The sequence below is a fragment of the Clostridium sp. AM28-20LB genome, assembly GCF_003480665.1.
Classification (GTDB): domain Bacteria; phylum Bacillota; class Clostridia; order Lachnospirales; family Lachnospiraceae; genus Otoolea; species Otoolea fessa.
The window spans coordinates 209,177-231,082 of sequence record NZ_QUJN01000003.1 but is presented as its reverse complement, the minus strand read 5'-3'; the positions used below and the strand labels follow the sequence as shown (position 1 = coordinate 231,082).

At 40.6% G+C, this 21,906-nt stretch carries 24 protein-coding genes, 3 pseudogenes and 2 riboswitches; of the genes and pseudogenes, 7 read left to right on the top strand and 20 right to left on the bottom strand.

The window, feature by feature from the left end; genetic code table 11:
- The first annotated feature begins 37 nt into the window (after nt 1–37).
- The 3 genes from DW739_RS08710 to DW739_RS08690 all read left to right on the top strand — a co-directional run bounded on the left by DW739_RS08710 (nt 38) and on the right by DW739_RS08690 (nt 3,119).
- Entirely contained in the window at nt 38–478 is a 441-nt protein-coding gene (locus tag DW739_RS08710; protein ID WP_118592104.1) for an RNA polymerase sigma factor, read from the top strand.
- Nucleotides 459–710: a helix-turn-helix domain-containing protein gene (locus tag DW739_RS08705; RefSeq protein ID WP_118592105.1), complete on the top strand. Its 252-nt coding sequence runs from the start codon at nt 459–461 to the stop codon at nt 708–710. The genes DW739_RS08710 and DW739_RS08705 overlap by 20 nt, the downstream gene beginning before the upstream one ends.
- A gap of 732 nt (nt 711–1,442) precedes the next feature.
- The gene (locus DW739_RS08690) at nt 1,443–3,119 is read left to right on the top strand and encodes a recombinase family protein (protein ID WP_118742912.1); all 1,677 of its coding nucleotides are present in this window, start codon (nt 1,443–1,445) and stop codon (nt 3,117–3,119) included.
- Nucleotides 3,120–3,182: 63 nt separating this feature from the next.
- Here DW739_RS08690 and DW739_RS08685 read toward each other — a convergent pair.
- From DW739_RS08685 to DW739_RS08630, 11 genes and pseudogenes are all read right to left on the bottom strand, one after another.
- Nucleotides 3,183–3,356 (bottom strand): annotated as a pseudogene (locus tag DW739_RS08685) (recombinase TnpX); the annotation flags it as partial.
- A gap of 135 nt (nt 3,357–3,491) precedes the next feature.
- Nucleotides 3,492–3,707 carry a DUF6870 family protein gene (locus DW739_RS08680; protein WP_005361189.1) on the bottom strand — a complete coding sequence of 72 codons (216 nt, stop codon included), beginning with the start codon at nt 3,705–3,707 and terminating at the stop codon, nt 3,492–3,494.
- A gap of 600 nt (nt 3,708–4,307) precedes the next feature.
- Nucleotides 4,308–4,730: a hypothetical protein gene (locus DW739_RS08670; protein WP_015542925.1), complete on the bottom strand. Its 423-nt coding sequence runs from the start codon at nt 4,728–4,730 to the stop codon at nt 4,308–4,310.
- A 505-nt stretch (nt 4,731–5,235) separates the two neighbouring features.
- Entirely contained in the window at nt 5,236–5,628 is a 393-nt protein-coding gene (locus tag DW739_RS08665) for a winged helix-turn-helix domain-containing protein (RefSeq protein ID WP_117504585.1), read from the bottom strand.
- A 131-nt stretch (nt 5,629–5,759) separates the two neighbouring features.
- The gene (locus DW739_RS08660) at nt 5,760–6,017 is read right to left on the bottom strand and encodes a sugar ABC transporter permease (RefSeq protein ID WP_117504583.1); all 258 of its coding nucleotides are present in this window, start codon (nt 6,015–6,017) and stop codon (nt 5,760–5,762) included.
- A 575-nt stretch (nt 6,018–6,592) separates the two neighbouring features.
- Nucleotides 6,593–7,216 carry a VanZ family protein gene (locus DW739_RS08655; RefSeq protein ID WP_025580950.1) on the bottom strand — a complete coding sequence of 208 codons (624 nt, stop codon included), beginning with the start codon at nt 7,214–7,216 and terminating at the stop codon, nt 6,593–6,595.
- Nucleotides 7,217–7,296: 80 nt separating this feature from the next.
- The gene (locus tag DW739_RS08650; protein ID WP_074021989.1) at nt 7,297–7,476 is read right to left on the bottom strand and encodes a cysteine-rich KTR domain-containing protein; all 180 of its coding nucleotides are present in this window, start codon (nt 7,474–7,476) and stop codon (nt 7,297–7,299) included.
- A 128-nt stretch (nt 7,477–7,604) separates the two neighbouring features.
- Complete coding sequence (locus tag DW739_RS08645) at nt 7,605–8,255, bottom strand: ABC-2 transporter permease (RefSeq protein WP_117468893.1); 651 nt, start codon at nt 8,253–8,255, stop codon at nt 7,605–7,607.
- Complete coding sequence (locus DW739_RS08640; protein WP_004611597.1) at nt 8,248–9,108, bottom strand: ABC transporter ATP-binding protein; 861 nt, start codon at nt 9,106–9,108, stop codon at nt 8,248–8,250. The genes DW739_RS08645 and DW739_RS08640 overlap by 8 nt, the downstream gene beginning before the upstream one ends.
- A complete protein-coding gene (locus DW739_RS08635) occupies nt 9,101–9,484 on the bottom strand; it encodes a GntR family transcriptional regulator (RefSeq protein WP_002578893.1) in 384 nt (127 codons plus the stop codon). The genes DW739_RS08640 and DW739_RS08635 overlap by 8 nt, the downstream gene beginning before the upstream one ends.
- Before the next feature lie 306 nt (nt 9,485–9,790).
- Nucleotides 9,791–10,054: pseudogene (locus DW739_RS08630) on the bottom strand (hypothetical protein); the annotation flags it as partial.
- Between the two features lie 395 nt (nt 10,055–10,449).
- Here DW739_RS08630 and DW739_RS08625 point away from each other — a divergent pair.
- From DW739_RS08625 to DW739_RS08610, 4 genes are read left to right on the top strand one after another with little or no spacing between them, the layout of a single operon-like run.
- On the top strand, nt 10,450–11,115 hold the full coding sequence (locus DW739_RS08625) for a response regulator transcription factor (RefSeq protein ID WP_077326101.1): 666 nt from the start codon (nt 10,450–10,452) through the stop codon (nt 11,113–11,115).
- Nucleotides 11,116–11,170: 55 nt separating this feature from the next.
- Nucleotides 11,171–12,088 (top strand): ABC transporter ATP-binding protein, encoded by a 918-nt coding sequence (locus tag DW739_RS08620; RefSeq protein ID WP_004611594.1) that lies wholly within the window; start codon nt 11,171–11,173, stop codon nt 12,086–12,088.
- Nucleotides 12,081–12,902 carry an ABC transporter permease gene (locus tag DW739_RS08615; RefSeq protein ID WP_117552654.1) on the top strand — a complete coding sequence of 274 codons (822 nt, stop codon included), beginning with the start codon at nt 12,081–12,083 and terminating at the stop codon, nt 12,900–12,902. The genes DW739_RS08620 and DW739_RS08615 overlap by 8 nt, the downstream gene beginning before the upstream one ends.
- Nucleotides 12,903–12,928: 26 nt before the next feature.
- On the top strand, nt 12,929–13,807 hold the full coding sequence (locus DW739_RS08610; RefSeq protein WP_004611592.1) for a HAMP domain-containing sensor histidine kinase: 879 nt from the start codon (nt 12,929–12,931) through the stop codon (nt 13,805–13,807).
- 36 nt (nt 13,808–13,843) lie between these two features.
- On the opposite strand, the gene DW739_RS08605 is transcribed toward DW739_RS08610, so the two are convergent.
- The 9 genes and pseudogenes from DW739_RS08605 to DW739_RS08560 all read right to left on the bottom strand — a co-directional run bounded on the left by DW739_RS08605 (nt 13,844) and on the right by DW739_RS08560 (nt 21,837).
- Entirely contained in the window at nt 13,844–14,197 is a 354-nt protein-coding gene (locus DW739_RS08605) for a hypothetical protein (protein ID WP_005361149.1), read from the bottom strand.
- A 4-nt stretch (nt 14,198–14,201) separates the two neighbouring features.
- Nucleotides 14,202–15,788 (bottom strand): annotated as a pseudogene (locus tag DW739_RS08600) (SrtB-anchored collagen-binding adhesin); the annotation flags it as partial.
- A 618-nt stretch (nt 15,789–16,406) separates the two neighbouring features.
- Entirely contained in the window at nt 16,407–16,892 is a 486-nt protein-coding gene (locus DW739_RS08590; protein ID WP_223385983.1) for an NUDIX domain-containing protein, read from the bottom strand.
- A 2-nt stretch (nt 16,893–16,894) separates the two neighbouring features.
- A complete protein-coding gene (locus DW739_RS08585) occupies nt 16,895–17,551 on the bottom strand; it encodes an HAD family phosphatase (RefSeq protein WP_005361145.1) in 657 nt (218 codons plus the stop codon).
- Nucleotides 17,541–18,182 (bottom strand): thiamine phosphate synthase, encoded by a 642-nt coding sequence (gene thiE / locus DW739_RS08580; RefSeq protein ID WP_055200143.1) that lies wholly within the window; start codon nt 18,180–18,182, stop codon nt 17,541–17,543. Before thiE ends, DW739_RS08585 begins: the two co-directional genes overlap by 11 nt.
- A gap of 11 nt (nt 18,183–18,193) precedes the next feature.
- Entirely contained in the window at nt 18,194–18,997 is an 804-nt protein-coding gene (thiD, locus tag DW739_RS08575) for a bifunctional hydroxymethylpyrimidine kinase/phosphomethylpyrimidine kinase (RefSeq protein ID WP_055200142.1), read from the bottom strand.
- Entirely contained in the window at nt 18,994–19,668 is a 675-nt protein-coding gene (locus DW739_RS08570) for a TenA family protein (RefSeq protein WP_055200141.1), read from the bottom strand. The genes thiD and DW739_RS08570 overlap by 4 nt, the downstream gene beginning before the upstream one ends.
- Before the next feature lie 66 nt (nt 19,669–19,734).
- Nucleotides 19,735–19,832, bottom strand: a riboswitch (TPP riboswitch).
- A 59-nt stretch (nt 19,833–19,891) separates the two neighbouring features.
- Nucleotides 19,892–19,991: riboswitch (TPP riboswitch) on the bottom strand.
- 57 nt (nt 19,992–20,048) lie between these two features.
- Nucleotides 20,049–21,458, bottom strand: coding sequence for a relaxase/mobilization nuclease domain-containing protein (locus DW739_RS08565; RefSeq protein ID WP_118051356.1), 1,410 nt, complete (start codon nt 21,456–21,458; stop codon nt 20,049–20,051).
- Nucleotides 21,459–21,546: 88 nt separating this feature from the next.
- Nucleotides 21,547–21,837 (bottom strand): CD1845 family protein, encoded by a 291-nt coding sequence (locus DW739_RS08560; RefSeq protein ID WP_117552653.1) that lies wholly within the window; start codon nt 21,835–21,837, stop codon nt 21,547–21,549.
- Nucleotides 21,838–21,906: the final 69 nt, after the last annotated feature.

Genomic DNA, 21,906 nt, shown 5'->3' with positions numbered 1-21,906 from the left:
TAAATAACCCGCCCCCGGGACGAAAGGGGGTGAGAACATGGATTATCCTAATCGGTTGGAATGGCAGACAAGATGTGAGTTTAATGCGTACTGCAAACACACGCTACGCAACGAACTGATTGACGCCTGCCGGGAAAGCAAAAGTCGGCGAAAGCACGAAGTCAACTTTTCAGACCTTGCCCCGCATGAGGAAAAGCAGCTTTATACCGTTGACAGATATTTTGTCAATGAGGACGAGGACGCTTTTTGTGCAGGCGGTTTGAAGATTACGGCGAAGCTGCTTGCCGAAGCAATGCACTCCCTGCCGGAAGAAAAACGGCAAGCTGTTTTACTGTATTACTTTTTCAGCATGACCGACGCTGAAATCGCGGAGCTTATGAAAGTACCCCGCAGCACAGTACAGTATAGACGGACAAGCTCTTTTGAACTGCTAAAACGATATTTGGAGGAACGCGCTGATGAATGGAACGAATTGTAATGAAAATGAGCGCGGCTTGTTACCCTACCCGGTCATTTTAGCCGCGACAAAGGGCGACCCCGACGCCATGAAAATTGTAATGCAGCACTACCAAAGCTACATAGCCCATTTGTCTATGAAGAAAATCCGCGACGAAAGCGGCAATACCTATTACGGCGTAGACGAGGACTTACGGGAACGGCTGCAAGCAAAGCTCATGCGGGCTGTCCTATCCTTTAAGACAGATAATTAAAAACGCGAAGTGTTCCACCCCTTTCCGCTTTGCGTATTTCTGTCTTTTGTACCTTGACAAAGAAAGCGGCGCAAGATAACGGCGGCGCAGCATAGGGCAAATCAGATACGTTCCTTTTGCGCCGAGCCATGCGGCGGGTGCGCCATGACGTTATCCCGGCGGGACTTTCCCGCCCGGGATAACCGAGCGACCAACACCGACGCCGGAAAACAGGCATAGCAGCCTGTCGGCGACGAAGCGCAAAATACATAATGATACTCCCTTATCGCCATAGTCCGAGCGTTCAGAGCGTCGCAGGCAATGGGTAGGGCTGCGCGAGAACCGCGCAGGGGTGCAATTCCCGTGAGGTTAAGAAGCTAATTGACCGTCTGATTAAAGCTCCTTTATAAATTACCGGGAATAGTGGACTTGCCACTATTCATAAACTGAACTATTAAACGAGCGAAAGAAAGGGGGCTTTTCTTTTGTCGCAAAATCAATCTTCCGTTACCACAACGGAACACAAAATTGGAAAAGTTACTTATCTTGTATGTTCGGCGCAGAGTGAACGAGCGACGGATACACTCGACAAAAAGATAAAAAAGCTCATTCGTAAAGATATGGAGCTAAACGCCGCAAACGCCCGAAAATAGGGCGTTTTTTCATATTTAGGACATGACTTTAGCAGCGGTTCATGGTATAATTTTATCAGTACAAATACCATGCTTGTCTGCTGTCAGAGAGGAGGACAAAATGTTACAGGCAGACAAGATAACCGCTTTATATTGCAGATTAAGTCAAGAGGATATGCAAGCCGGAGAAAGCGAAAGCATACAGAACCAAAAGCTAATTTTACAGAAGTACGCAGACGACCACCATTTTTTCAATACGCGCTTTTTCGTTGATGACGGATTTTCCGGTGTAAGTTTTGAGCGTGAGGGGCTTCAATCCATGCTCCGCGAGGTAGAAGCCGGAAACGTGGCAACGGTCATAACAAAAGACCTCTCCCGTCTTGGACGTAACTATCTTAAAACCGGGGAGCTTATCGAAATTGTTTTCCCGGAATACGAAGTGCGCTATATCGCCATTAACGACGGTGTAGACACAGCAAGGGACGACAACGAATTTACCCCGCTGCGAAACTGGTTTAATGAGTTTTACGCTCGCGATACTTCAAAGAAAATTCGGGCGGTCAAACAGGCAAAGGCGCAGAAAGGCGAGCGCGTCAATGGCGAAGTGCCTTACGGCTACATAGCTGACCCTAACGACCGCAATCATTTATTGCCCGACCCGGAAACAGCACACGTTGTAAAACAGATTTTTGCTATGTATGTGCGCGGCGACCGTATTTGTGAAATACAGAACTGGCTGCGAGAGCATGAAATACTGACCGTTTCCGAAATGCGTTATCGTCGTTCCGGGAGCTGCCGCCACCCGCGCCCACACCCGAACTGTATTTACAACTGGCCGGATAAGACGCTGTATGACATTCTTACCCGTAAGGAATATTTGGGGCATACTATTACAGGCAAAAGCTATAAGGTATCTTACAAATCAAAAAAGACAAAGAAGAACCCGGAAGAAAAGCAATACTTCTTCCCTAACACACATGAACCTTTGATTGATGAAGAAACCTTTGACCTTGCACAGAAACGGATTGCTACCAAACATCGCCCTACGAAAGTAAACGAAATCGACATTTTTTCGGGACTTCTCTTTTGTGGAGATTGCGGCTACAAAATGTATTTGCAGCAGGGAGCCGGAACATTGGAACGTAAACACGCTTACACTTGCGGGAAATACCGAAACCGTATCAGAACCGGGGAGCTTTGCACCACGCATTATATCCGTAAAAGCGTATTGAAAGAACTTGTCCTTGCCGACCTGCAACGGGTACTGTCCTATGTGCAGACCCATGAACAGGCATTTATCCAAACGGCGAATGAGTGCAGCGAGCAAGCCATGAAGAAAACAATGGCGCAGCAGCACAAGGAGCTTGACAAGGCACAGGGCAGAATGAGCGAATTAAACGTCTTATTCCGTAAACTGTATGAGGACAACGCTTTAGGGAAACTCTCTGATGAACAGTTTGCTTTCTTGACTTCCGGCTATGATGAAGAAAAAAAGACGCTGACGCGACGTATCGCGGAATTGACACAGGAGCTTGACACCGCCGCCGAGCGCAGCGCAGACGTGAAAAGGTTTGTTACCCTTGTCCGTAAATATACGGCGATTGAGGAATTGACTTACGAGAACGTCCATGAATTTATCGACCGTATTCTTATTCACGAACTGGATAAGGAAACGAACACCCGAAAAATTGAAATCTTTTATAGCTTTGTCGGCAGAGTTGATACAGGCGACAAGCCAACCGAAAGTATCTCCTATTTCAGACAGATAGGAGCCGACGTAAAGAGTTATGCTATCTAACATATATCAAAAAGAGGTAAGATAACCGCCCCTACAAAAAAGGTTACGTTATCTTACCTCAACAAACAAAACTCCACTATAACCATCGTCAATTTTTTCTGCCACAACCTCAATTTCCGGGTGTCGGGCTATGTAATCATCGATCAGGCGCCGCTGATTGGCAACGCTGTCACTTTCTACTGTTTTATCATCCGTATAAGAAAGACGGATGTACTTAATCGCTTTGTAAACCTGCATAAAAAAACACTCCTTTCGTTGCACAGAAAAATCCCCGCAATTCAAGAAGTGTGGTTATGCCATATTCAATTCCTTTTCCGATTCTTATTCTACCATGCTTTTACGGAAAAGTCAGCCCCTTTCTTAAAATTGCGCCTATCGTAAAATACCCTTGATACATTCTTCCAGGGTAGCTCCTTCAGCAGAAAAGCTGGCCTGTACAGTAAAACGGCCACACTTAAAATGGTATGGATTTTTTATCTGCTGAACAAATTCTGCAATCCGTTCATCACGGGAAAGTTCTTTGTTGACAGAGACATCCCGAATGTCTACCAGCGTACCCACTTCACTGACAATGGTGTTCAATTCCATAGTATCAACTCCCTTCTGAAAACTGTGTTATCAAAACCACATGAATAGGTCGGATCTATGGTTATTGCACACATAAATCCGGCCCATTATATCTGATTTCGATTTTACTGCCGTATTTGCCACGCACCCCGGCAAGTCCTTCTGTTATAAGGACGGGGCTGTTACAGGCTGCGGGTAGCGTCACCGCATCATAGTCCCACATACGCCGCCGCTTTGCCAGAGCAAGCAAACGCCGCAGGAACTCTCCCCAAGTCTTTAGGAAGCTGTGAAGAAGTACCATTATGATCTGTGTCGTTATCGCGTCCGGCTTGCCACAGCCGGTTTCGTAGGTTGCGTTTATCGCTCGGACAGCTTGGATTCATCACCTCCTTAGGCTGCCTGTCACCGCGCCGCCCCATCTGCCGCTCGGAACACAGAATGAAGTACCTGTAACAGCGTATATTCGGTTGTCAAGGAACAAGCAAGGGGCATGGCAGACAAATTGATATTGCAGTTGGGGTGGGAGGATGTATATGCTTCCTTACCACACCCGTCCAGCTTGTCCCACCGAATATGTCCCTCTACTATTCAGTACATTTTTAGGGGCAAAGTTGCCGTCTGTTATAAAATTTCTTTGAAATATTTTTCCAGACTACGCAATCCGGCTTCAATAGAACGGGTGATCCGGCTTTTGTGTGTTCCTTCCGCTTTGGCAATATCTGCTTTGCTCATGCCAAGAAAAAAGTGTGCATAGATCCGTTGGCGCTGCTTTACCGGAAGTTTGGAAAGACCTTTATAAATCAACTCCGTCATTTGACGCTGTTCCCAAATTTCTGCCGGGTTAAGAGGCTTTTGCAATATCTCACGCTCAATACCTTCGTCTCGATCCAGAGAGTAAAATGCTTTATAGCGGTATGTACGAATCCGATAGGCTTCTTCCAACAACATATATTCCCGAAGCAACAAAGCAACTTCATCCGGCACCTCAACGATCATGTCCTGTGTATAATACGGGTAATAATCCCGAAGATTGATTTTCTTCATAGTAATTTCCTCCAATTTCGATGTTTGAGTTGATGGCAAAAATCGAAACCAGAGGGTGGGCTGCGGCAGCGATAAGGTCTAAGTCTCTTTCTGATTAAAAAAAGGGTACAAAAAAGCGCGCCCGTACAAAGAACAGGCGCGCCAAAGCAACAGTATGAAATTTTTCCGGGAGGTTGACAGCGAAAATGCTCAAACTTTGTCGAAACCAAAAACGCCACAATCCATACGAGCTGGACTACGACGTATAGGTGACTGAATGTAAAGCAGTTTATCTGCGGATCTGTGTTGCATAGACGCATAGGCATTTCCTCCCATCAAGGAGGGGCCTGAATCGGCTGCTTGATACCTCCTTGGGAGAAAATTATATCGATTATGTTTCCTGTATCAGTCCGCAGACATTCGCTTTTTACTCTTTATATTCGCAATTTTCTACATATTCTGCTCCTTAGAATATATGCTGCAAAAAGCAAGCCCACAAGGGGAACCGACACCTTGTGGGCTCATATTATAGTTGTTCAAATTTATAGCCGATCCCGGCGACACTCTCAATGTAGTTTGGAAGATCCGGTTCAAAACGCAATTTCTTACGCAACTTACTCATATGATTATGAATCGCTTTTCTCGAATAGAAATCACAATCCTCTTTCCAAACCAAATCGGTAATCAGTTCGTAAGTAAAAACACGTTTGGGATTGGCAATGAGCAATGCCAGTATATCAAACTCCTTACTTGTCAAGTTGATAATCCGTTCCCTAACCCTGACAGTGCGGTGTTCCAGACATAGATAAAGCTCGCCTTCTTGTATTTCTGTAAGAGGATTCTTCTCTGCTGCGGAGAAAGTGTGACAGGAATTGAATACTGTTCCATGACTGACTCCTTGTTCCAAAATATATTGCATTAGAGCATTCTTTTGTTCCTCGTTAAGAAGCAGAAATAACTTTTCACCAATCTTCTTGCCGGATTCTTCAATATCAAAAACAGCTAATGTCCCATCACATCATCACCTCCATATTTTGATAAATTTATTGATTAGAGCTCAATTCTTGCTTTCGATGGCTTATCTTCCCAATAGGTAACTTTAATCGTTGTTCCCTTGTCAGGAACGTTGTTTCCTGCACCAATCCATTTTCGGCAGATGTAATCTTTACCGTCTATCGTATATTTGACCTTGATAGTATGCGGAAAGGCTGCGCCATCCATCGCATGAACGCGGGCAGGTTTACGATTCACTTTTAACCACCATTGTTTTGTAACTGAAATTACAGTTCCCATTGTTTCTTTTTCCATAAGTTATACCTCCAATGATATTTTTGATTGATGATACCTATTTTCTATTCAGCCTTTTCTTTGTTTGTAGTAAAAGCGGAACGCTGCTGCGCCGGTGGCCGCCAACTGTACCAGAATCAGCACAGCAAACAGACCGAAGCTCTCATAGTAGAACAGTTATTTTAAAAAAATATAGTCTGTTCAAATGATGCCATTTATTGTATTCTAAATTTGTAGGTAAGCTGAACGGGTAACTTACCAAGGGATAGCGGCAACAGATGTCTATCTAACCATACTACCATTGAGATCGAAAAGTATGAATTGAAGAGTACAATAATAGGGTTGATTGAGGATCAACTTTTATTTTTTGTACCTTCATGTTAGAAGCCGTTGTGGACTATTACCTAAAAATAATAGATATAACACAAAGAGAATTATTCAATCTGTCCAAGCATAACAGGAAGGAAAAGATTGAAATTCCATAGGTAGTGGCTTCGTTGACGCGACTAAGTTCAATACGGAAAAATCGGTCTGCAGGTGTGTCAAACAGAAGACACTATTTTTTTATATCTGAGACCGATTGTTTCCGATACAATTTATGGAACATTCAGCACATCATGGACAAACCAAGTCTGAGCCGTGACCATAATGGCAAATGTGCAAATAGCAAAGAGAAGTACTTCAGCCACAGCATTGACACGGCTGGATTGAAGTTGCTTTTTCAGATTGGCAGGCAAGATTCTTGACAGCAGACAATAAACTAAAAATCCAATACAGGCTCCAGCGGTATTTGTCATCAAGTCATTGATGTCGGAAGAACCCCAGCCAAACATCTGGACAATTTCAACAGCCAAAGAAAACAGAAAGCCAGTCAATGCAACCGTCTTCATGTGATGATATTTCTTGTACAGCAGCGGCAGGAAAAATCCCAACGGGACAAACAGAATAATATTCAGAATGGTATCAATTGGCCCAGTTATCATACCGATAAATGGAGTCCAAGAAATGTTCGGGCGAAAGGTCATTGTGCTTGTAAAGCCGATGCCTGTGACGGTCAAAAGTCCGAATAAATAATAACCAAAAACAAACACTGCAGCGGTATGGAGAAAACTTTGTGTTCTCCCCAATTTTTTGAGCCACAAGAAATACAGTACGAAGACTGGAACCATAAACACATACCCACTAATTGAGCGGATGAGAATATCAGAAATTGGTATCATTATTATCTCCTTGTCAAATTCAAATTTATTGCCCATTCCAGCATTGAGCATTTTCTCATAAAGCAAACAGAATACTGTCATTAGTAACGACGGTATTCCCATAATGCTAATCGTAAGTCTAATTGTTCAATGTCGATTAGACATTCACTTTTGCATTTTGGACAAAAGAGAGGAAAATTTTTAAGTACGGTATCTTCCCGAATTTTGTCGCGTGTTTTATTCCCGCAGACTGGGCAGCGGATGAACTCTGTTTTCTCCATATTGTTCACTCCGAATTGCGATCATTCTTTTTCTTATCCCGATATTTCCGTATGAGTTTATTACGGATAGGAACGCCAACACCAAGCAAAAGCACAACTACCAAAATTGTAAAATCCATACAATCACCTCACATTTCTTTGTTCTTCATAATCCGAATGGACAAGAAGATTGAAACCGCATACATCACAACAATAGCAAAAACCGCAAGGAAAACGAGAAGTATCGGAGAAGATTCAACGACTGAAATAATTGAGTTCCCGATAGCTGGCATTTTAGAGAGAAGAAGTAAAGTCACCAAAAAACCGGCCACTGGAATATACATAAATACCCGTCCTTTGATTGAGCCGTACTTGTAATATCCCGGAATCTGGAACACGGTATAGAGTGCAAATAAGAATACTCCTGCAATAGCGGCAGTTACAATATCAAATACGCCAACTGTTTCACCCAGCACTTTCAAGACAAGCGGCTGTGCAATCAAAGAAATAATCAAGGAAAGAAGCCCCATTGCAAGGACAAAAACATAGCGTCCGATCACAAGCTCGCTTTTACGAACAGGTAAAATACCAAACAGACGATCCATGCTGTTTTTTTCTGTGATGGAAAAGGTATATCCCGTCGTCATGGCAATAAAGCACATAGCAAATGATACCCCTGTCAGCAAAGAACGATTGATTGCGGCAAACACAATCGGCAGGAGCAGGGTAAAGCAAATCGTCTTAAAATATGGTTTTACCAATGCAATATCTAATTTTGTGGATTTCAAAATATTACTCATAATCGTCACCTTTCTTGCTTGTAAACACTACAATTTCATCAATGGTGGCAGGATCAACGGTCAGGTTAGGGAAACCGCTAATATCTTCGGTTTTCATCAGAGCCTCAAATCCCGTAGGGAATGTACGAATACCAGCCGCCTTATTTTTCAGATCATCGGACAGTTCCTCAATTCCACCTTTTACAATGCGGAACATATCTACAAAATCATCTTTGCTGCCAGTAAAGTACAGCTCGCCATAACTGATGTAGGTAATATAATCGGCTGCACGCTCCAAATCGCCTGTGATATGGGTGGAGAACAAAACACTATGCTCGCCATCTTCAATATACTCTGAAAGAATTTTCAAAAGTTCATCTCTGGAAACCGGATCAAGTCCACTGGTCGGCTCGTCGAGGATCAGCAGTTTGGCGTCGTATGAAAACGCACAGGCAAGCATTAACTTCATCTGCATACCTTTGGAAAGTTCTTTTACCTTTTTGGTTGGTGCAATGTGAAATTTCCGTAACATATCCGCAAATTTCTGGCTGTCCCAATTTGGATAAAATACCGAAATGGATTTTTCAACCTGCGACACTTTCCAATCATCACTGAAATAATTTGTATCGAAAACAACGCCCAGCTCTGATTTTACTTTTTGTTCTTCTGCGATATTATCCAGCCCCATCACTTTGACTGTGCCACCGGTGCGCTTGAGCATATTCAAAATCAGTTTGATTGTCGTTGTTTTGCCAGAACCATTCGGGCCAATCAAGCCCATAATATATCCCTTTGGCAAAGTAAAGCTGATATTGTGAAGCTGAAAAGAATCAAAAGATTTCGAAAGATTCGTTACCTCTAAATAATTAGTCATCTGTTTTTACCTCCGTTAAAATGTCCAAAAGGCGATGTAATTCCTCTGTGGATAGATTTGCCATTCTTGCAGCTTTTATTGCTTCGGTGAGATTGTTTTCTACTTTGCAAATAAGCTGCTCCTTAATCAGTTCTGAACCAGACCCCATTACGAAACATCCACGCCCCTGCACATTTTTAACAAAGCCCTCTTGCTCTAATTCTGTGTATGCCTTTGTCACTGTTAAGACGCTGATCTTTAAGTCTTTGGCAAGTGTTCTAAGGGAGGGCAAAGTTTCTTCGGCTTGAAGCTCGCCAGATAAAATAGCCGCCTTGATCTGCTGTTTAATCTGCTCGTATATGGGGACGCCAGATACATTTGAAATAATCAGTTTCATTTCTGCATCCTCCGTGTGTTTTAACTGTTATGCTGTTGTGTATAACAGTATAGCACAAACGCGGCTAAGATGTCAATACATGGAGCTAAACTTACTGGCAAGCAATGCAATCTTACGTAAGATTGCGTATTTAGCAGAAATCCCGTTTCCGGAATTCCTGCTAATGCTTGTTGGTGACATATCCCCAAACCCCTGAGATCATTGCCGGTGGCAATGGCTGCGCGTTCCGTTGGAACGCTGAAAACCAAAAGCAGACAAATCTTATTGACGGGATTTTTCTGTGCTGCGCTGCGGTTGTGCTGATTGTAGTTTACGCAAGGCTTCTGCCAATTCATCATCATAAACACGAATATCGTAACCGCATACATTGAAAATCGTATAGTCCGTTTCATAATCGTCCCAGACAGCCAGATTTTCTACAACGATTTCTGGGAGTTCGCAAAAGAGCGTTTCTTTCTCTTGTCGTCGTTTTAATTTCTGCTGGTAGTCCTTAACAACATGACGGACAACTTTCTTCAAACAACTTTCAAAACGGCATTGAACTGTTTTCTGGAAGTCAGACGGTTTCATCAATCTCACCCCCTTTCCGCTATGACGTGAAAAGTGGTTCTCCCTCTTTCCGCACCATATAGGGAACGGCAGGTGTGATTTGTTAAGTTGAGAACTCAAAAAATCCAAAATTTTTCCAGAATGAAAAAAGCCCGCACAAAACAGACTGTTTGCACGAGCGAATGAATTTATATATCTAATTAACGATTTTATTGATTGCTTTTTCCATTTATAGCCGATAGATTTCTTTAAAACATTCCATGAAACATACTCCTTGATTTACACATCAAAATTATTTTCCAAAATCATAAAGTATATTTCTAAATAATTTCTAAATGTACCATAGACTTCTTTGTTTGATGTGGATAGCATAAAAACCTTATGATACAATATCTAATTAAAGGAGATGAAATCACATGAATAAAATTGCTATTATTGAAGATGATATAGACATTTGCAATATGATTGCAAAATTCTTAGAAAATAATAAATATATCGTTCATTATGCCTTGAATGGTGCAGAGGGAATAGAATTATGTAAATCGCTTGTTCCAGATTTAATAATACTTGATATTATGTTACCGAAGTTAAATGGAAATGATGTATTACAGAGATTGCGTAAATTTACAAACGCTCCTGTCATTGTTGTTTCCGCCAAAACAATGGTACAGACAAAAATAGATTTATTAAAATTAGGTGCTGATGATTATATGACTAAGCCGTTTGACCTGCATGAGCTTCTTGCTCGTATTGAAGCAAATTTGAAAAGGACTTCAAATACGTCCTGTCAAAATGATACTTTGACATATAGAGATATTGAAATCAATAACTCTCTAGTTTATATCAAAGAGGTATTAGTATCTTTTACATCAACCGAGTTAAAGATTTTAAGACTATTATTGCAATATCCGCAAAAAATTTTTTCAAAGCAAAATTTATATGAATCCATTTGGAATAAAACTTATGCTTATGATGATGATACGATAAATACCCATATCAGTCATATTCGTAAAAAAATTAAGGCGATTACAAATGAAGATTATATACAAACCATTTGGGGAATCGGTTATAAAATTAAATAACTTTAGATTTTCTTTAGACTTATTAGATATAGTGGCATAGAAAGGAGTGTTTAGAATGACAAAATTTATATGCGAAACAAAAAATCTAAGCAAAAAATATAAAGATTTCTATGCTTTAAAGAATGTGAACTTAACTATTCCAAAAGGAGAAATCTACGGTCTTGTAGGCGAAAATGGGGCAGGAAAAACGACTTTAATCAGGTTATTAACAGGTCTTAATTTTAAGAGCGAGGGAGAAATTATCCTATTTGGACATAAGGATAATCTGCAACATGAAAGGTCAAAAATCGGTTGCACGATTGAAATGCCTGCGTTATATAAGGATATGACAGCTTCTCAAAATTTGGAAGTACAAAGAATACAACGAGGTATTCCAAATAAAAAATGTATTACCGATACTCTAGAGTTGATAGGCTTATCCAATGCTGGTAAAAAAAGAGTAGCAAACTTTTCTTTAGGAATGAAACAAAGGCTTGCTTTAGGCGTTGCATTATTAGGCGAGCCAGAATTTTTGATTTTGGACGAACCCGTCAACGGACTTGACCCAACAGGAATTATTGAATTAAGAGAACTTCTTAAAAAATTAGTAAAAGAACGAGAGGTAACGATTTTAATATCCAGCCATATATTAAGTGAATTACATCAGCTTGCTACCTGTTACGGATTTCTTCATAAAGGAGAACTTTTGAAACAAATTTCTACCGAAGAATTAAACGAAGAATGTAAACGCCATATTTGTTTAAGGACAGATAATATCCAAAAAACCACTCTTTTATTAGAGCAAAAGGGAAATATTAACAATTACTCCGTTTACCCCGATAATTCTATTCGGATATACGAGTGCTTAGATAATGTAAGAATGATTTCTAAATTACTATCCAGTAATGGAGTTATTATTGATGAAATTTCTGTGCAAGGAGAAAATTTGGAAACATACTTTGAAAATCTAATAGGGGGACGAAAAAATGTTTAATCAAATAAGAGCAGAATTTTATAAGTTATTTCATACAAAGGCATTGTACTTAACCTTTGCTTTGATTTTAGCAGTCTTTGGAATTTTCTCCATAGGCGGTCAGCAACAATTTGTGGCATCAAGTTCAAGTTTAGACAAAACATGGAAAATAGGAGAAACTGTTGGATTTCTTGCTCGTGCTTATAGCGATACAGCACACCCATTGATTGAAGAAATAATAAGGACAGCCACATCTTATACTGTATTTTTCTGGCTGATTGTTCTTATATTTTCTGTCATTTTCTTTTCAAGAGAATATACGGATTCAACAATTAAAATTGCAATCGCAAGCGGACAAAGCCGAATTAAGTTTTTTGTTGCGAAATATATTGTGATTTCGATTACCAGTATATTTCTATACTTTTCATTTATTATGATTGCATTTATAATAGAATGTGCGAAATTTAATATTCCAATACAACTGTTTCCAATGCTGAAAATTGCAGGACTAAATTGTATGATTATGGGAGCATTTATCGGAATTACACTTATGTTATGTGTAATATTCAAACATACGGCAATCGTTGTAGGTGCTATGTCATTGTTTACATTTAGCGGACCGCTTATCTATATGATGACATGGGATAATATGTCAACTCAATCATGGAGAGTTCTAACCTATTTAAAAATAAATCCTATGTATTACTGGATGAATACCTGTTCTTATAATATGATAAATAATTTAGAAATCAATATTTTGATTTATTTCGTGGGAACTGTAATTATTACATTTCTTGTTTCAGCATTGATACTAAGAAAGCAAGAAATACGCTAATCATAACAGAAAGGGGAAATGCGAATATGTTATATTTCTTATTGATTTGCTTTATTTTCATATTAGCATTTTCCTTATTCTCTATTATCAGAACAATTCGCAACATAAATAAGCAAATAAAGCAACAACGGAAAATACGAGTATCTTTATCAAATAGGGACATTGAAGAATTAGCTTATGCAATCAATCAAAAAGATAATCTACATAAAAAATTACAGGTTCAAATTAAGCAGGAAGAAGAACAGTTAAAACAGTCTATATCTAATATAAGCCACGATTTAAGAACACCTTTGACATCTATACAAGGCTATTTAACACTTCTGCAAGAATGTGAAGATAAACAGGAACAAGGACAATGCATTAAAATCATTAAGGCAAAAACAGATTATCTCACGGATTTAGTACAAGAGTTTTATGATTTATCTGTGATAGAAAATGAGCAAGTTGATGTTGAATGTGAGCGTGTTGACATAAATAGAATTGTTACAGATTGCTTAATTGAAAAGTATTATGAATTTGGAGAAATCCAACCAACCATTCAAACAGAAAATACTCCTGTATGGATATACGGAAATAACCTTATCTGTAAACGAATTATTGAAAATTTAATTGTAAATGCACTTCGTTATTCAGATAATTACATTGAAGTTTCTATCAATCAAAAAGGAGTGTTCACAATTAAAAATTCAACAAAATCCCTTGATGATATTGATGTAAACTTATTATTTAACAAGTTTTATACTGTTGATAAATCACGCACCAAAGGAAGTTCTGGTCTGGGCTTGTATATTGTAAAGGAATTGCTGAAAAAGATTGACGGTAAAATTGAAAATGTAAGTTACGAAAAAAATATTTTGTCTATTAGCATTTGTTTTCCCTTGTATAATGATAAAAAGTTACTGTGATCAGAACATCTGAATACAGTAACTTTTTTAGTAGCTTTAACTCTCTTTTATAAGTTTTTCAAAATATTCTCTTTTCTTCTCTGGAAGTTGATTTAAAAATTCTTCCAGCCATTTTTCTTCTTCTTCTAAAATTCCCTCGTCCTCATAATACTCTGGATATTCCAAATATATTTCATGTTCTCTTTCTTCTCGTTCTTCGTCAGCTTGTGCTAAGTCCATATATTTTCCAATAAGGAATTGAAGATATTGACTATACCCAAGAGAACTAACTAAATAAGTAATTCGTTCATAGTCTTTCAATGTCATTTCTTTTTTTCCAGTTAAAAGGTCATGGTCGTAAGAAGAACAAACTTCTAAAAATTCCTGTTCCTGCGTTTCTGCTTTTTTCATTGTTCATACGGAATTTTCCATAAGGTAAGAGGTCAGCAGAAGTAGAAGCGATACCCTCAATATCGGTACGAATTATCTTTACCACTTCATTTTTCTTGTATAACTTGCCCTCAACCAATACCGCATTATCATTTAAGGAAATGATGTCAAAGGCAGTATCTTTCAAAGTAGCACTTCCTTGTGGCTTTGTATCGCCCGTTTCTAAATCTCGTTTCTGAATTTTGACACCGCCACGGATAACCTTGTCTGATACGGAAAACTGGTTACTTCCAGTAAGTACGGCAAGGTCGCCGTCCTCTGTAATTTGTGTAAGGTATAAGCCCTTAATCTGTTCGGACTTATCGCCAGCCTGCATATATGCACCGTCCAGCAAGTAACCGTTTGGAGCTTTTGTTTCTTCTACGGTTAGTGTTCCAAGTGGAAGAACTGCCTTGCCGTCCTGCATATAGAAACTGTCGCCAGATACTTTGTATGTGTCCGCTAATTTTGTAACATAATGGATTGTACCGTCGCTGTCTGTTTCGGCGATTGTCTTTGTAACCCATGTTCTTGTAGCTTCGGCAGGGAGATTGTCTTTATTGTAGAAGCCAGTATAATACTTCCATGTAAATTCCGCACCTGCTAAAGAAGCGTTCCCCTGCGGATTGTCTTTCTGTGTTTCCATATCAATCTTGAAGAGTTCAATCAAAGTGTCTGTTACCTTTGGTGTATCTGATACGTTCAAGGTCGCTGTCTTTCCAGCTTCAACCTTTAAGGAATATATATTTGTATCAACCTTATATCCTGCTGGTGCGGATAATTCCTTGATATAGACTGTGTCAGCCTTTACCTCTACGACATCTGTATTTCCGTTTTCATCAGTCGTAAGGGTGGCAAGCTGTTTCGTGCAGTCCTTATCAGCAAAGACACCGTATGTCGCACCAGCGATAGAGTAATTCCCGTTACCGTCTGTAATGCTGGTATTACTGGAAGTCTTTTGAAGTTTCGCATTTCCAACATTGAGTTTCGCCCAGAATTGTCCCAATTCCTGCCCTTCGCCAGAGTAGATATAACCGCCACATTCATAGCGTCCTTTATTCTCTTTGACAAAGGCTCTTGCACCAGAGAAAACTTCGTCCTGCGTAGCTTTTGGAATTTCATCATAAGAAGCTCGCACGTTGTCGCACTGCCAGCCAAGATGTACGCTCAATCTCTGCCAGACCACACATTGTTCCAACAGATAGACTTGCTTGTAGTTCAATTCCTTGTGAGTTTCGCCATACTGTTTGACATACTCTAAGGATAACGCCACATCTGAAATCTGGTCGGCACTCATACGTGAGCTTGCGTCAGCTCTGGTCTTGTAACCATTCTTAAAATCTGTATTGATGTCGATACAATAGGCAGTTTCGCCCTCGACTTTCATATAGCCCTCATTGAATGTCGAACCGATAGAACCGTCATTCATTACTTTTTCAATGATACCGACACGCTCTGCACTTTCCGTCCAGTATTGCTTACTTTCTGCATGGACGGGTGTAGTCGGTAAAGCAGTAACGACAGTTGCAAGAGCTAAGAAGCCCGTACACAATCGTTTTAACATCTTTTTCATAAAATCTAATGCTCCTTTCATTTTGGGTATAAAAATAGACGCTCATTTCTGAACGTCTACATTATTGAAAGGCTTGTCCTCTCACACATATTCTATTTTAATAGGTACAACAGTTGCCTTTCTCCTTGTATTTTCGTTGTTTTCATCACTTGCGTTATCTACAACCTCCATGTGGTGGGGAAGAAATCTCTAATAGATATTCCACATTGGCCCGAACATTATGAAGTTCTTTCATATCATTTTTGGCCTGCTTATAGGCAGAATAGGCTTTCCGTTTTTGTTCCAGAAGATCGGTGTATTCCTCTCGGAGAGATTTGACAGAGGGGAGCTTTTTGATTCCCAGTTCGTCAAAATGATTCTTCGCTGTCTGGTGCAGTAAGATTTCCGCCTCATGTGCAACACGGAATTAAAAGGCTGAGCGCCAGCGGAAAAGATACCTCCTGTCTACGCATTTAGGGCGTTAAAAGTCCACGGAAATCAAGGGTTTTTCCGCATGGCCGGCAGGCAGGTGGATAAAGTTATCCTGTTCCCCGCAAAACGGGGTTCTAAATGCGGGAAAAAGGACAAAAAAGAAGCGCCAGATGCAGAGGCTTTGATACCTCTGCGCCCGGCGCTTTTTCAGCCTATTAGCTGATCTACATAGGTAATTAGAGGGTGCAGATGTTTCAGGCGAAACATCTCAAATAACTTATCTGGATTTACCCATTGAACATCCACAACTTCTGTTTCCTGTAAACGCATTTCTTCAATCTTTATATCCTTATGAAATAGCCAAACATCGTAAAAATCCTGCACATTTTCCCGTCTGCTCTGATAAATCAATTTTTCACTTCCGGGAGTAAGCAGTATTCCTAATTCTTCTTTTACCTCTCGGATTGCTCCTTGTAAACTGGTTTCCCCGGAAAGTACAGAACCACCCGTACATTCCCAATAAAGAGGGTATTGCTTTTTCGGATGCCGCTGTGATAAAAGATACTGCCCCTGCTGGTTGACGATCCATACACTCACAGATAAATGATACAGCCCTTTGGGTATGATTTCTCCACGGCACACTGTTATTCCAGACTTTTCCCGTTTTGCATTATATAAATCCCATTTTTCCATTTTCATACCTCTTTGTGTGGGATCGGTGCTTGCCGAAAATCAAGTAAGTAAATATCCGCAATCCTTTCTATTTCTGTACGCTGATCTGCGGAATACTTATCATAAATCCCGCCTGCTAACATACGGGCTGCCTTTGCGCTTTTAATTGCTGGAAGCACATCATCAAACACAATACAGTGTTCAGGTGCAACCCCTAATTTTCTTGCGGCCAATTCAAAGACATCCGAATATTCTTTTCCCCGCTGAACCTCATCTGTTGAACATAGAGCGTCAAATAATTCTAAAATAGAATTGTTCTTTAAGCATGGAATATAGAGCTTTTCCGGCAACCCCGTAGCAACTGCAAGTTTTATTCCATGTTCTTTTAAGCGCAGAAGATAATCAAGGGCATGGGGCAGCAGACCGACATGGTTACTGTATTCCTCGACCGCCATATTATTCCATTCCTCAATAATTCCCTCTACCGTTTCCTGCAATCCAAAAAGATCAATGGTATATTGTGCGGCTTCCTCAAAACTCCTTGCACATATTTCAGTTACATAATTTTCCGGGACAGGAAGATTTCTCTTTTTCAAAAACTGAATATCTATATGCTCCCATACATCCATTGAATCCAGAATTGTTCCATCTAAATCAAAGATTGCCGCATTAAAATCCATGTTTCTTTTCCTTTCCGCAAAATAAATCTTTCAGTTCCGCAGCAGCAGCTTTTATATCGGACTGCGCTATGATGGCAGATACAACAGCCAGCCCGTCAATTCCCATGGGCTTGAAACGCCCTGTATTTCCTTTATTGATACCGCCAATAACAACGATCGGCAAAGAAACGGCTGTGCGGATTTTCTGTAATTCCTCCATTGATACAGAATCAGCGTCGGTTTTAGTTCCAGTAGGGAACATTGCGCCAACTCCCAAATAATCTGCACCATCCTGTTGTGCCTGTATTGCTTCTGCAATGGAAGATGCAGATACTCCCAACAGCATATTTTCCCCAATTACTTTGCGGACGGCAGCCGCAGGTAAATCATGCTGTCCAATATGTACCCCCGTAGCCTGCACAGCCATTGCAATATCTATCCGGTCGTTTATGATAAGGGGAATATGGTATTTATCCGTAACCTGTTTCACGGCAACAGCCTGATTGTAAAATTCTAATGAGGACAATTCTTTTTCTCGGAGTTGTATCATTGTGCAGCCTCCTAAAATTGCCTGTTCTACCGCTTCTGTCAGGCTATCGCAGCTCATTAGTTGACGATCAGTAACAAGATAAAGTGTATAATCAAAGTTCATTTTGCACCTGCCTATTCTTTAGATAAACCATGCTGATACAATTCGTAGAAATGGTGCGTTGGGCCACAGCCTTTTCCAATCGCAAGAGAGTGTTCGATTGCCATTGTGACATAAGCCTTTGCAGATTCGACTGCAAGCGGAACACTTTTTCCCTTTGCAAGCTGGGAAGCGATTGCAGAAGAAAAGGTACAGCCTGTCCCATGAGTATTTTTCGTATCAATGCGGGATGTTTCAAAATGGTAGAAATTTTCTCCATTAAATAGGACATCAACAGCATTTCCTATATGATGTCCACCCTTGACAACAATCGCCTTACAACCCATGGCATATATTTTTCTTGCGGCAGCCTCCATATCTGAAACTGTGGAAATCTGCATATCTGCTATTTTCTCTGCCTCTGGAATATTCGGAGTAAGTACATCGGCCAGTGGAATTACTGTGTCTATCAAGGTGGAAACCGCCGTAGGATTCATCAATGGGCAGCCATTTTTGGCATACATAACCGGGTCGATTACGACATTTTGGGGCTTATATTGTAATAGTTTCTTTGCCACCGCTTTCATACATTCTGGTGTAGAAAGCATACCGATTTTTACTGCGTCCACTTCAATATCTTCAAATACGGCGTCAATCTGTTTTTCAATCATATCCGGGGTAATATCTTGGATGTCGATAACACGGCTGGTGTTCTCTGCAACAACAGAAACAATAACACTCATTCCAAATACACCGTGAGCAGAAAAAGTTTTCAAATCAGCCTGAATACCTGCACCTCCGCTGCAATCTGATCCGGCAATGGACAATACTTTTTTCATTTTGCATTTTCCTCCATTCTCTCGTTCCGATAGGCCATCTTCCAAAAAGCAAGCTCTAACAAACTTGCTTTTTCAAAAATATCAGCCAGATACTTTTTATTTGCTACTGATAACCCGGCACATTTATGCTCTGCAAAAGCAGACCATTCTTTGCAGCTTTCTGCATATTGTTCATCCGCATAATCTTTGATAAAGTCCCAATATCTTGACTGTCTGCTTGTAGGAACAGCCGCCAATTTGCGGAATATATAGCTGTAACTTAGCATACAGGGAAGAACCGCCATTAAAATTTCTTCATTCTTTCCATGTGACGCAATCTCAAACATGAAATCAATGTAATTTTGATTTTCAGGCAGAGGAGCGATCAGTTCAATATCATTATCCGTCATGCAAAATTGCTTTAGATAATCCAGACGCACTTCTGATTCCGTATCATTTACAAAATTCAGCATGGAATAGTAAAGCTGAATTTCTCTTAATGTATCAGCATGAAAAATTGCCTTGCCGTATATACGGGCATAGTTTTTCAGATAGATACTATCCTGAATCATATATCTCTTGAACTTTTCAAGAGGTAGCTTTCCAGTTTGCACTTCCTGCACAAATGGGGTAGCTGCACATTCTTCCCAAATGGGGATGTTGCGGGTTAAAATGTCTTTCATAAATGCCATGTTTGTTCCTCCTAAAATAAAAAAATAGAGCCTCTAAAACAATTAGAAGCTCTTTCAGACGCAATACGAGCGTAAGAAATTGCTTCCCTACGCCGGTATTAGCCGACAGGTCCAGAGGTCAGGTCTTACCTTTTTCAACTTGTTCAGTTCCCTCGCAAACACATATCATATCTTATTCAATTAAAAAGGACATTCCCAAAACAGAGAATGTCCAAAAAATACGAATCTGTATTCTTTAGCTCCCTGCGTTGGTATTAGCCAACAGGTTCAAAGGGTCAGGTTTTAACCTTCTCAACTACAAGGTAGTCCCCCTGCTTGAGTATTATTATAGTTAAGAAGTCCCGGAAAGTCAAGGTCTATAGAATTCAAGTTAGCAAACCTTATTGACGGGATTTTTCTGTGCTGCGCTGCGGTTGTGGTGGGGAAGAAATCTCTAATAGGTATTCCACATTGGCCCGAACATTATGAAGTTCTTTCATATCATTTTTGGCCTGCTTATAGGCAGAATAGGCTTTCCGTTTTTGTTCCAGAAGATCGGTGTATTCCTCCCGGAGAGATTTGACAGAGGGGAGCTTTTTGATTCCCAGCTCGTCAAAATGATTCTTTGCCGCCTGGTGCAGCAGAATTTCAGCTTCATGTTCTGTTCGGAATTTTTTGCTGTACCCGGCTTTGCGATATTCTACATAGACAGCCCGCGTTTTCGCATAGTTTACGATCTGTTTTTGCAGCTCGGCATTGGCGTTCATTTTTGACTCCAGATCTTTGATCTGAACGGATAAGGTATTGAAATTAGTGGTAGTGGCGTTGGCTTTTTCCAGAAGATCCTCATAACCCATATCGCCATGTTCTTTTAAGTAGAGCACTGCCTGAGAAAGCTGCTTTAGGTTGAACACTTTTGCCCAGCGCTCATAACCAGGGCCCTTGCCGGAACGGATTGCAACTTCAATATCAACCAGCAATCCAACTTTGGAAACCGTTTTTTTAGAAAAGGCATGGCGGGGTTTTACTGTCCGTGTACCGGCAATCCGTTCTTTGATGGCTTGTTCTGTATAATCGCCTTTGAGCGTATCGCATCGGGTATAATTTTCTTGTCCCGGAACTCGGAACCGAAGATGTTTTCTTTCACGGTTGACTTCCAGCCCAGCAGTTTCCAGCTTCTGTAGAAGTTCCTCAAAATCTTTTGGCTTTTCCTCTAATGCAGCATCAATAGCAATGCGTATCTGCTCCTGAAAGGAAGGCTGCTTTTTATTCCCCAGCCATGTGCCATAATGCTCCCGGCTGGGTTTCGGATTTTCTACAATCGAAAGTCCATGTTCCAAACACAGCTTGTCATTCATTCGCCGGATTGCCCAGGTAGAACCCCAGAAGTTGCGAAATTTTTTCTGACAGTCCAGTGTAGTAGAGTTGATAATGATGTGATTATGGACATGGTGCTTATCCACATGGGTGCAGACAACAAAGGCATGGTTTCCTTTTGTGAGCTTCAGTGCCAGCTCCCTGCCGATCTGATTAGCTTCTTCTGGCGTAACTTCGCCGGGCTTAAATGCCTGACGGAGATGGTAGGCGATCACATCATCTGCACCCTGATTTCTGCCGGTCAGATTTGCATACTGTCGTTTGGACAGAAGAAACTCTGCATCAGCAAGCCGGGTATCACACTCATAGCCATAAATGAATTTTCCAAAATCGGTTTTCTGCGGATTTTCTACATAATCAATAATATCTGCAATCGCAGTAGAGATATTCCGACCTTTTCCTACATGCAGAGGCATCAGTCTTGTGGTCGCTATTTTCGTCACCTCCTTAACTTAATTTCAATCAGAGAAGTTATAATTGCAGAAAAAGAGCGGGGCTGCCTATGCGCCCCGCCAAATCTGCTTAACCAAATATAAAATCCTTTAAGGCACTGTTTGCCCCGCCAATGATCCCTACCAGCCATGCAGCCGCCAGAGGCAGACCGTATGGACTGATAAGAAAGGCGATCATAAGCCATGCAAGACCCGGCAAAAAACCTGCGACAAAGAACAGCACCAATGCCGCCAGAAAGATGATCCCGGAAAGAATCCCAAGTACCGCACCGGAAAAAACCACTAAAAATTTACATACCAGATAAAGAATCCCCGTAACCAGCATAAAGGGAAGTGCCAGTAATTTACCTATCAAACGCATACGCTTTGCCTCCTTTCAGAAGGGCATCTGCCCTTATAAAAATTTTACCGTGACGGCAAAAAGAAAGCA

Excerpts from the sequence above, each read along its gene's own strand:
- DW739_RS08710 (WP_118592104.1), top strand. The coding sequence starts at position 38 with ATGGATTATCCTAATCGGTTGGAATGGCAGACAAGATGTGAGTTTAAT.
- DW739_RS08705 (WP_118592105.1), top strand. The coding sequence starts at position 459 with ATGAATGGAACGAATTGTAATGAAAATGAGCGCGGCTTGTTACCCTAC.
- DW739_RS08690 (WP_118742912.1), top strand. The coding sequence starts at position 1,443 with ATGTTACAGGCAGACAAGATAACCGCTTTATATTGCAGATTAAGTCAA.
- DW739_RS08680 (WP_005361189.1), bottom strand. The coding sequence starts at position 3,707 with ATGGAATTGAACACCATTGTCAGTGAAGTGGGTACGCTGGTAGACATT.
- DW739_RS08670 (WP_015542925.1), bottom strand. The coding sequence starts at position 4,730 with ATGAAGAAAATCAATCTTCGGGATTATTACCCGTATTATACACAGGAC.
- DW739_RS08665 (WP_117504585.1), bottom strand. The coding sequence starts at position 5,628 with ATGCAATATATTTTGGAACAAGGAGTCAGTCATGGAACAGTATTCAAT.
- DW739_RS08660 (WP_117504583.1), bottom strand. The coding sequence starts at position 6,017 with ATGGAAAAAGAAACAATGGGAACTGTAATTTCAGTTACAAAACAATGG.
- DW739_RS08655 (WP_025580950.1), bottom strand. The coding sequence starts at position 7,216 with ATGATACCAATTTCTGATATTCTCATCCGCTCAATTAGTGGGTATGTG.
- DW739_RS08650 (WP_074021989.1), bottom strand. The coding sequence starts at position 7,476 with ATGGAGAAAACAGAGTTCATCCGCTGCCCAGTCTGCGGGAATAAAACA.
- DW739_RS08645 (WP_117468893.1), bottom strand. The coding sequence starts at position 8,255 with ATGAGTAATATTTTGAAATCCACAAAATTAGATATTGCATTGGTAAAA.
- DW739_RS08640 (WP_004611597.1), bottom strand. The coding sequence starts at position 9,108 with ATGACTAATTATTTAGAGGTAACGAATCTTTCGAAATCTTTTGATTCT.
- DW739_RS08635 (WP_002578893.1), bottom strand. The coding sequence starts at position 9,484 with ATGAAACTGATTATTTCAAATGTATCTGGCGTCCCCATATACGAGCAG.
- DW739_RS08625 (WP_077326101.1), top strand. The coding sequence starts at position 10,450 with ATGAATAAAATTGCTATTATTGAAGATGATATAGACATTTGCAATATG.
- DW739_RS08620 (WP_004611594.1), top strand. The coding sequence starts at position 11,171 with ATGACAAAATTTATATGCGAAACAAAAAATCTAAGCAAAAAATATAAA.
- DW739_RS08615 (WP_117552654.1), top strand. The coding sequence starts at position 12,081 with ATGTTTAATCAAATAAGAGCAGAATTTTATAAGTTATTTCATACAAAG.
- DW739_RS08610 (WP_004611592.1), top strand. The coding sequence starts at position 12,929 with ATGTTATATTTCTTATTGATTTGCTTTATTTTCATATTAGCATTTTCC.
- DW739_RS08605 (WP_005361149.1), bottom strand. The coding sequence starts at position 14,197 with ATGAAAAAAGCAGAAACGCAGGAACAGGAATTTTTAGAAGTTTGTTCT.
- DW739_RS08590 (WP_223385983.1), bottom strand. The coding sequence starts at position 16,892 with ATGGAAAAATGGGATTTATATAATGCAAAACGGGAAAAGTCTGGAATA.
- DW739_RS08585 (WP_005361145.1), bottom strand. The coding sequence starts at position 17,551 with ATGGATTTTAATGCGGCAATCTTTGATTTAGATGGAACAATTCTGGAT.
- thiE (WP_055200143.1), bottom strand. The coding sequence starts at position 18,182 with ATGAACTTTGATTATACACTTTATCTTGTTACTGATCGTCAACTAATG.
- thiD (WP_055200142.1), bottom strand. The coding sequence starts at position 18,997 with ATGAAAAAAGTATTGTCCATTGCCGGATCAGATTGCAGCGGAGGTGCA.
- DW739_RS08570 (WP_055200141.1), bottom strand. The coding sequence starts at position 19,668 with ATGGCATTTATGAAAGACATTTTAACCCGCAACATCCCCATTTGGGAA.
- DW739_RS08560 (WP_117552653.1), bottom strand. The coding sequence starts at position 21,837 with ATGCGTTTGATAGGTAAATTACTGGCACTTCCCTTTATGCTGGTTACG.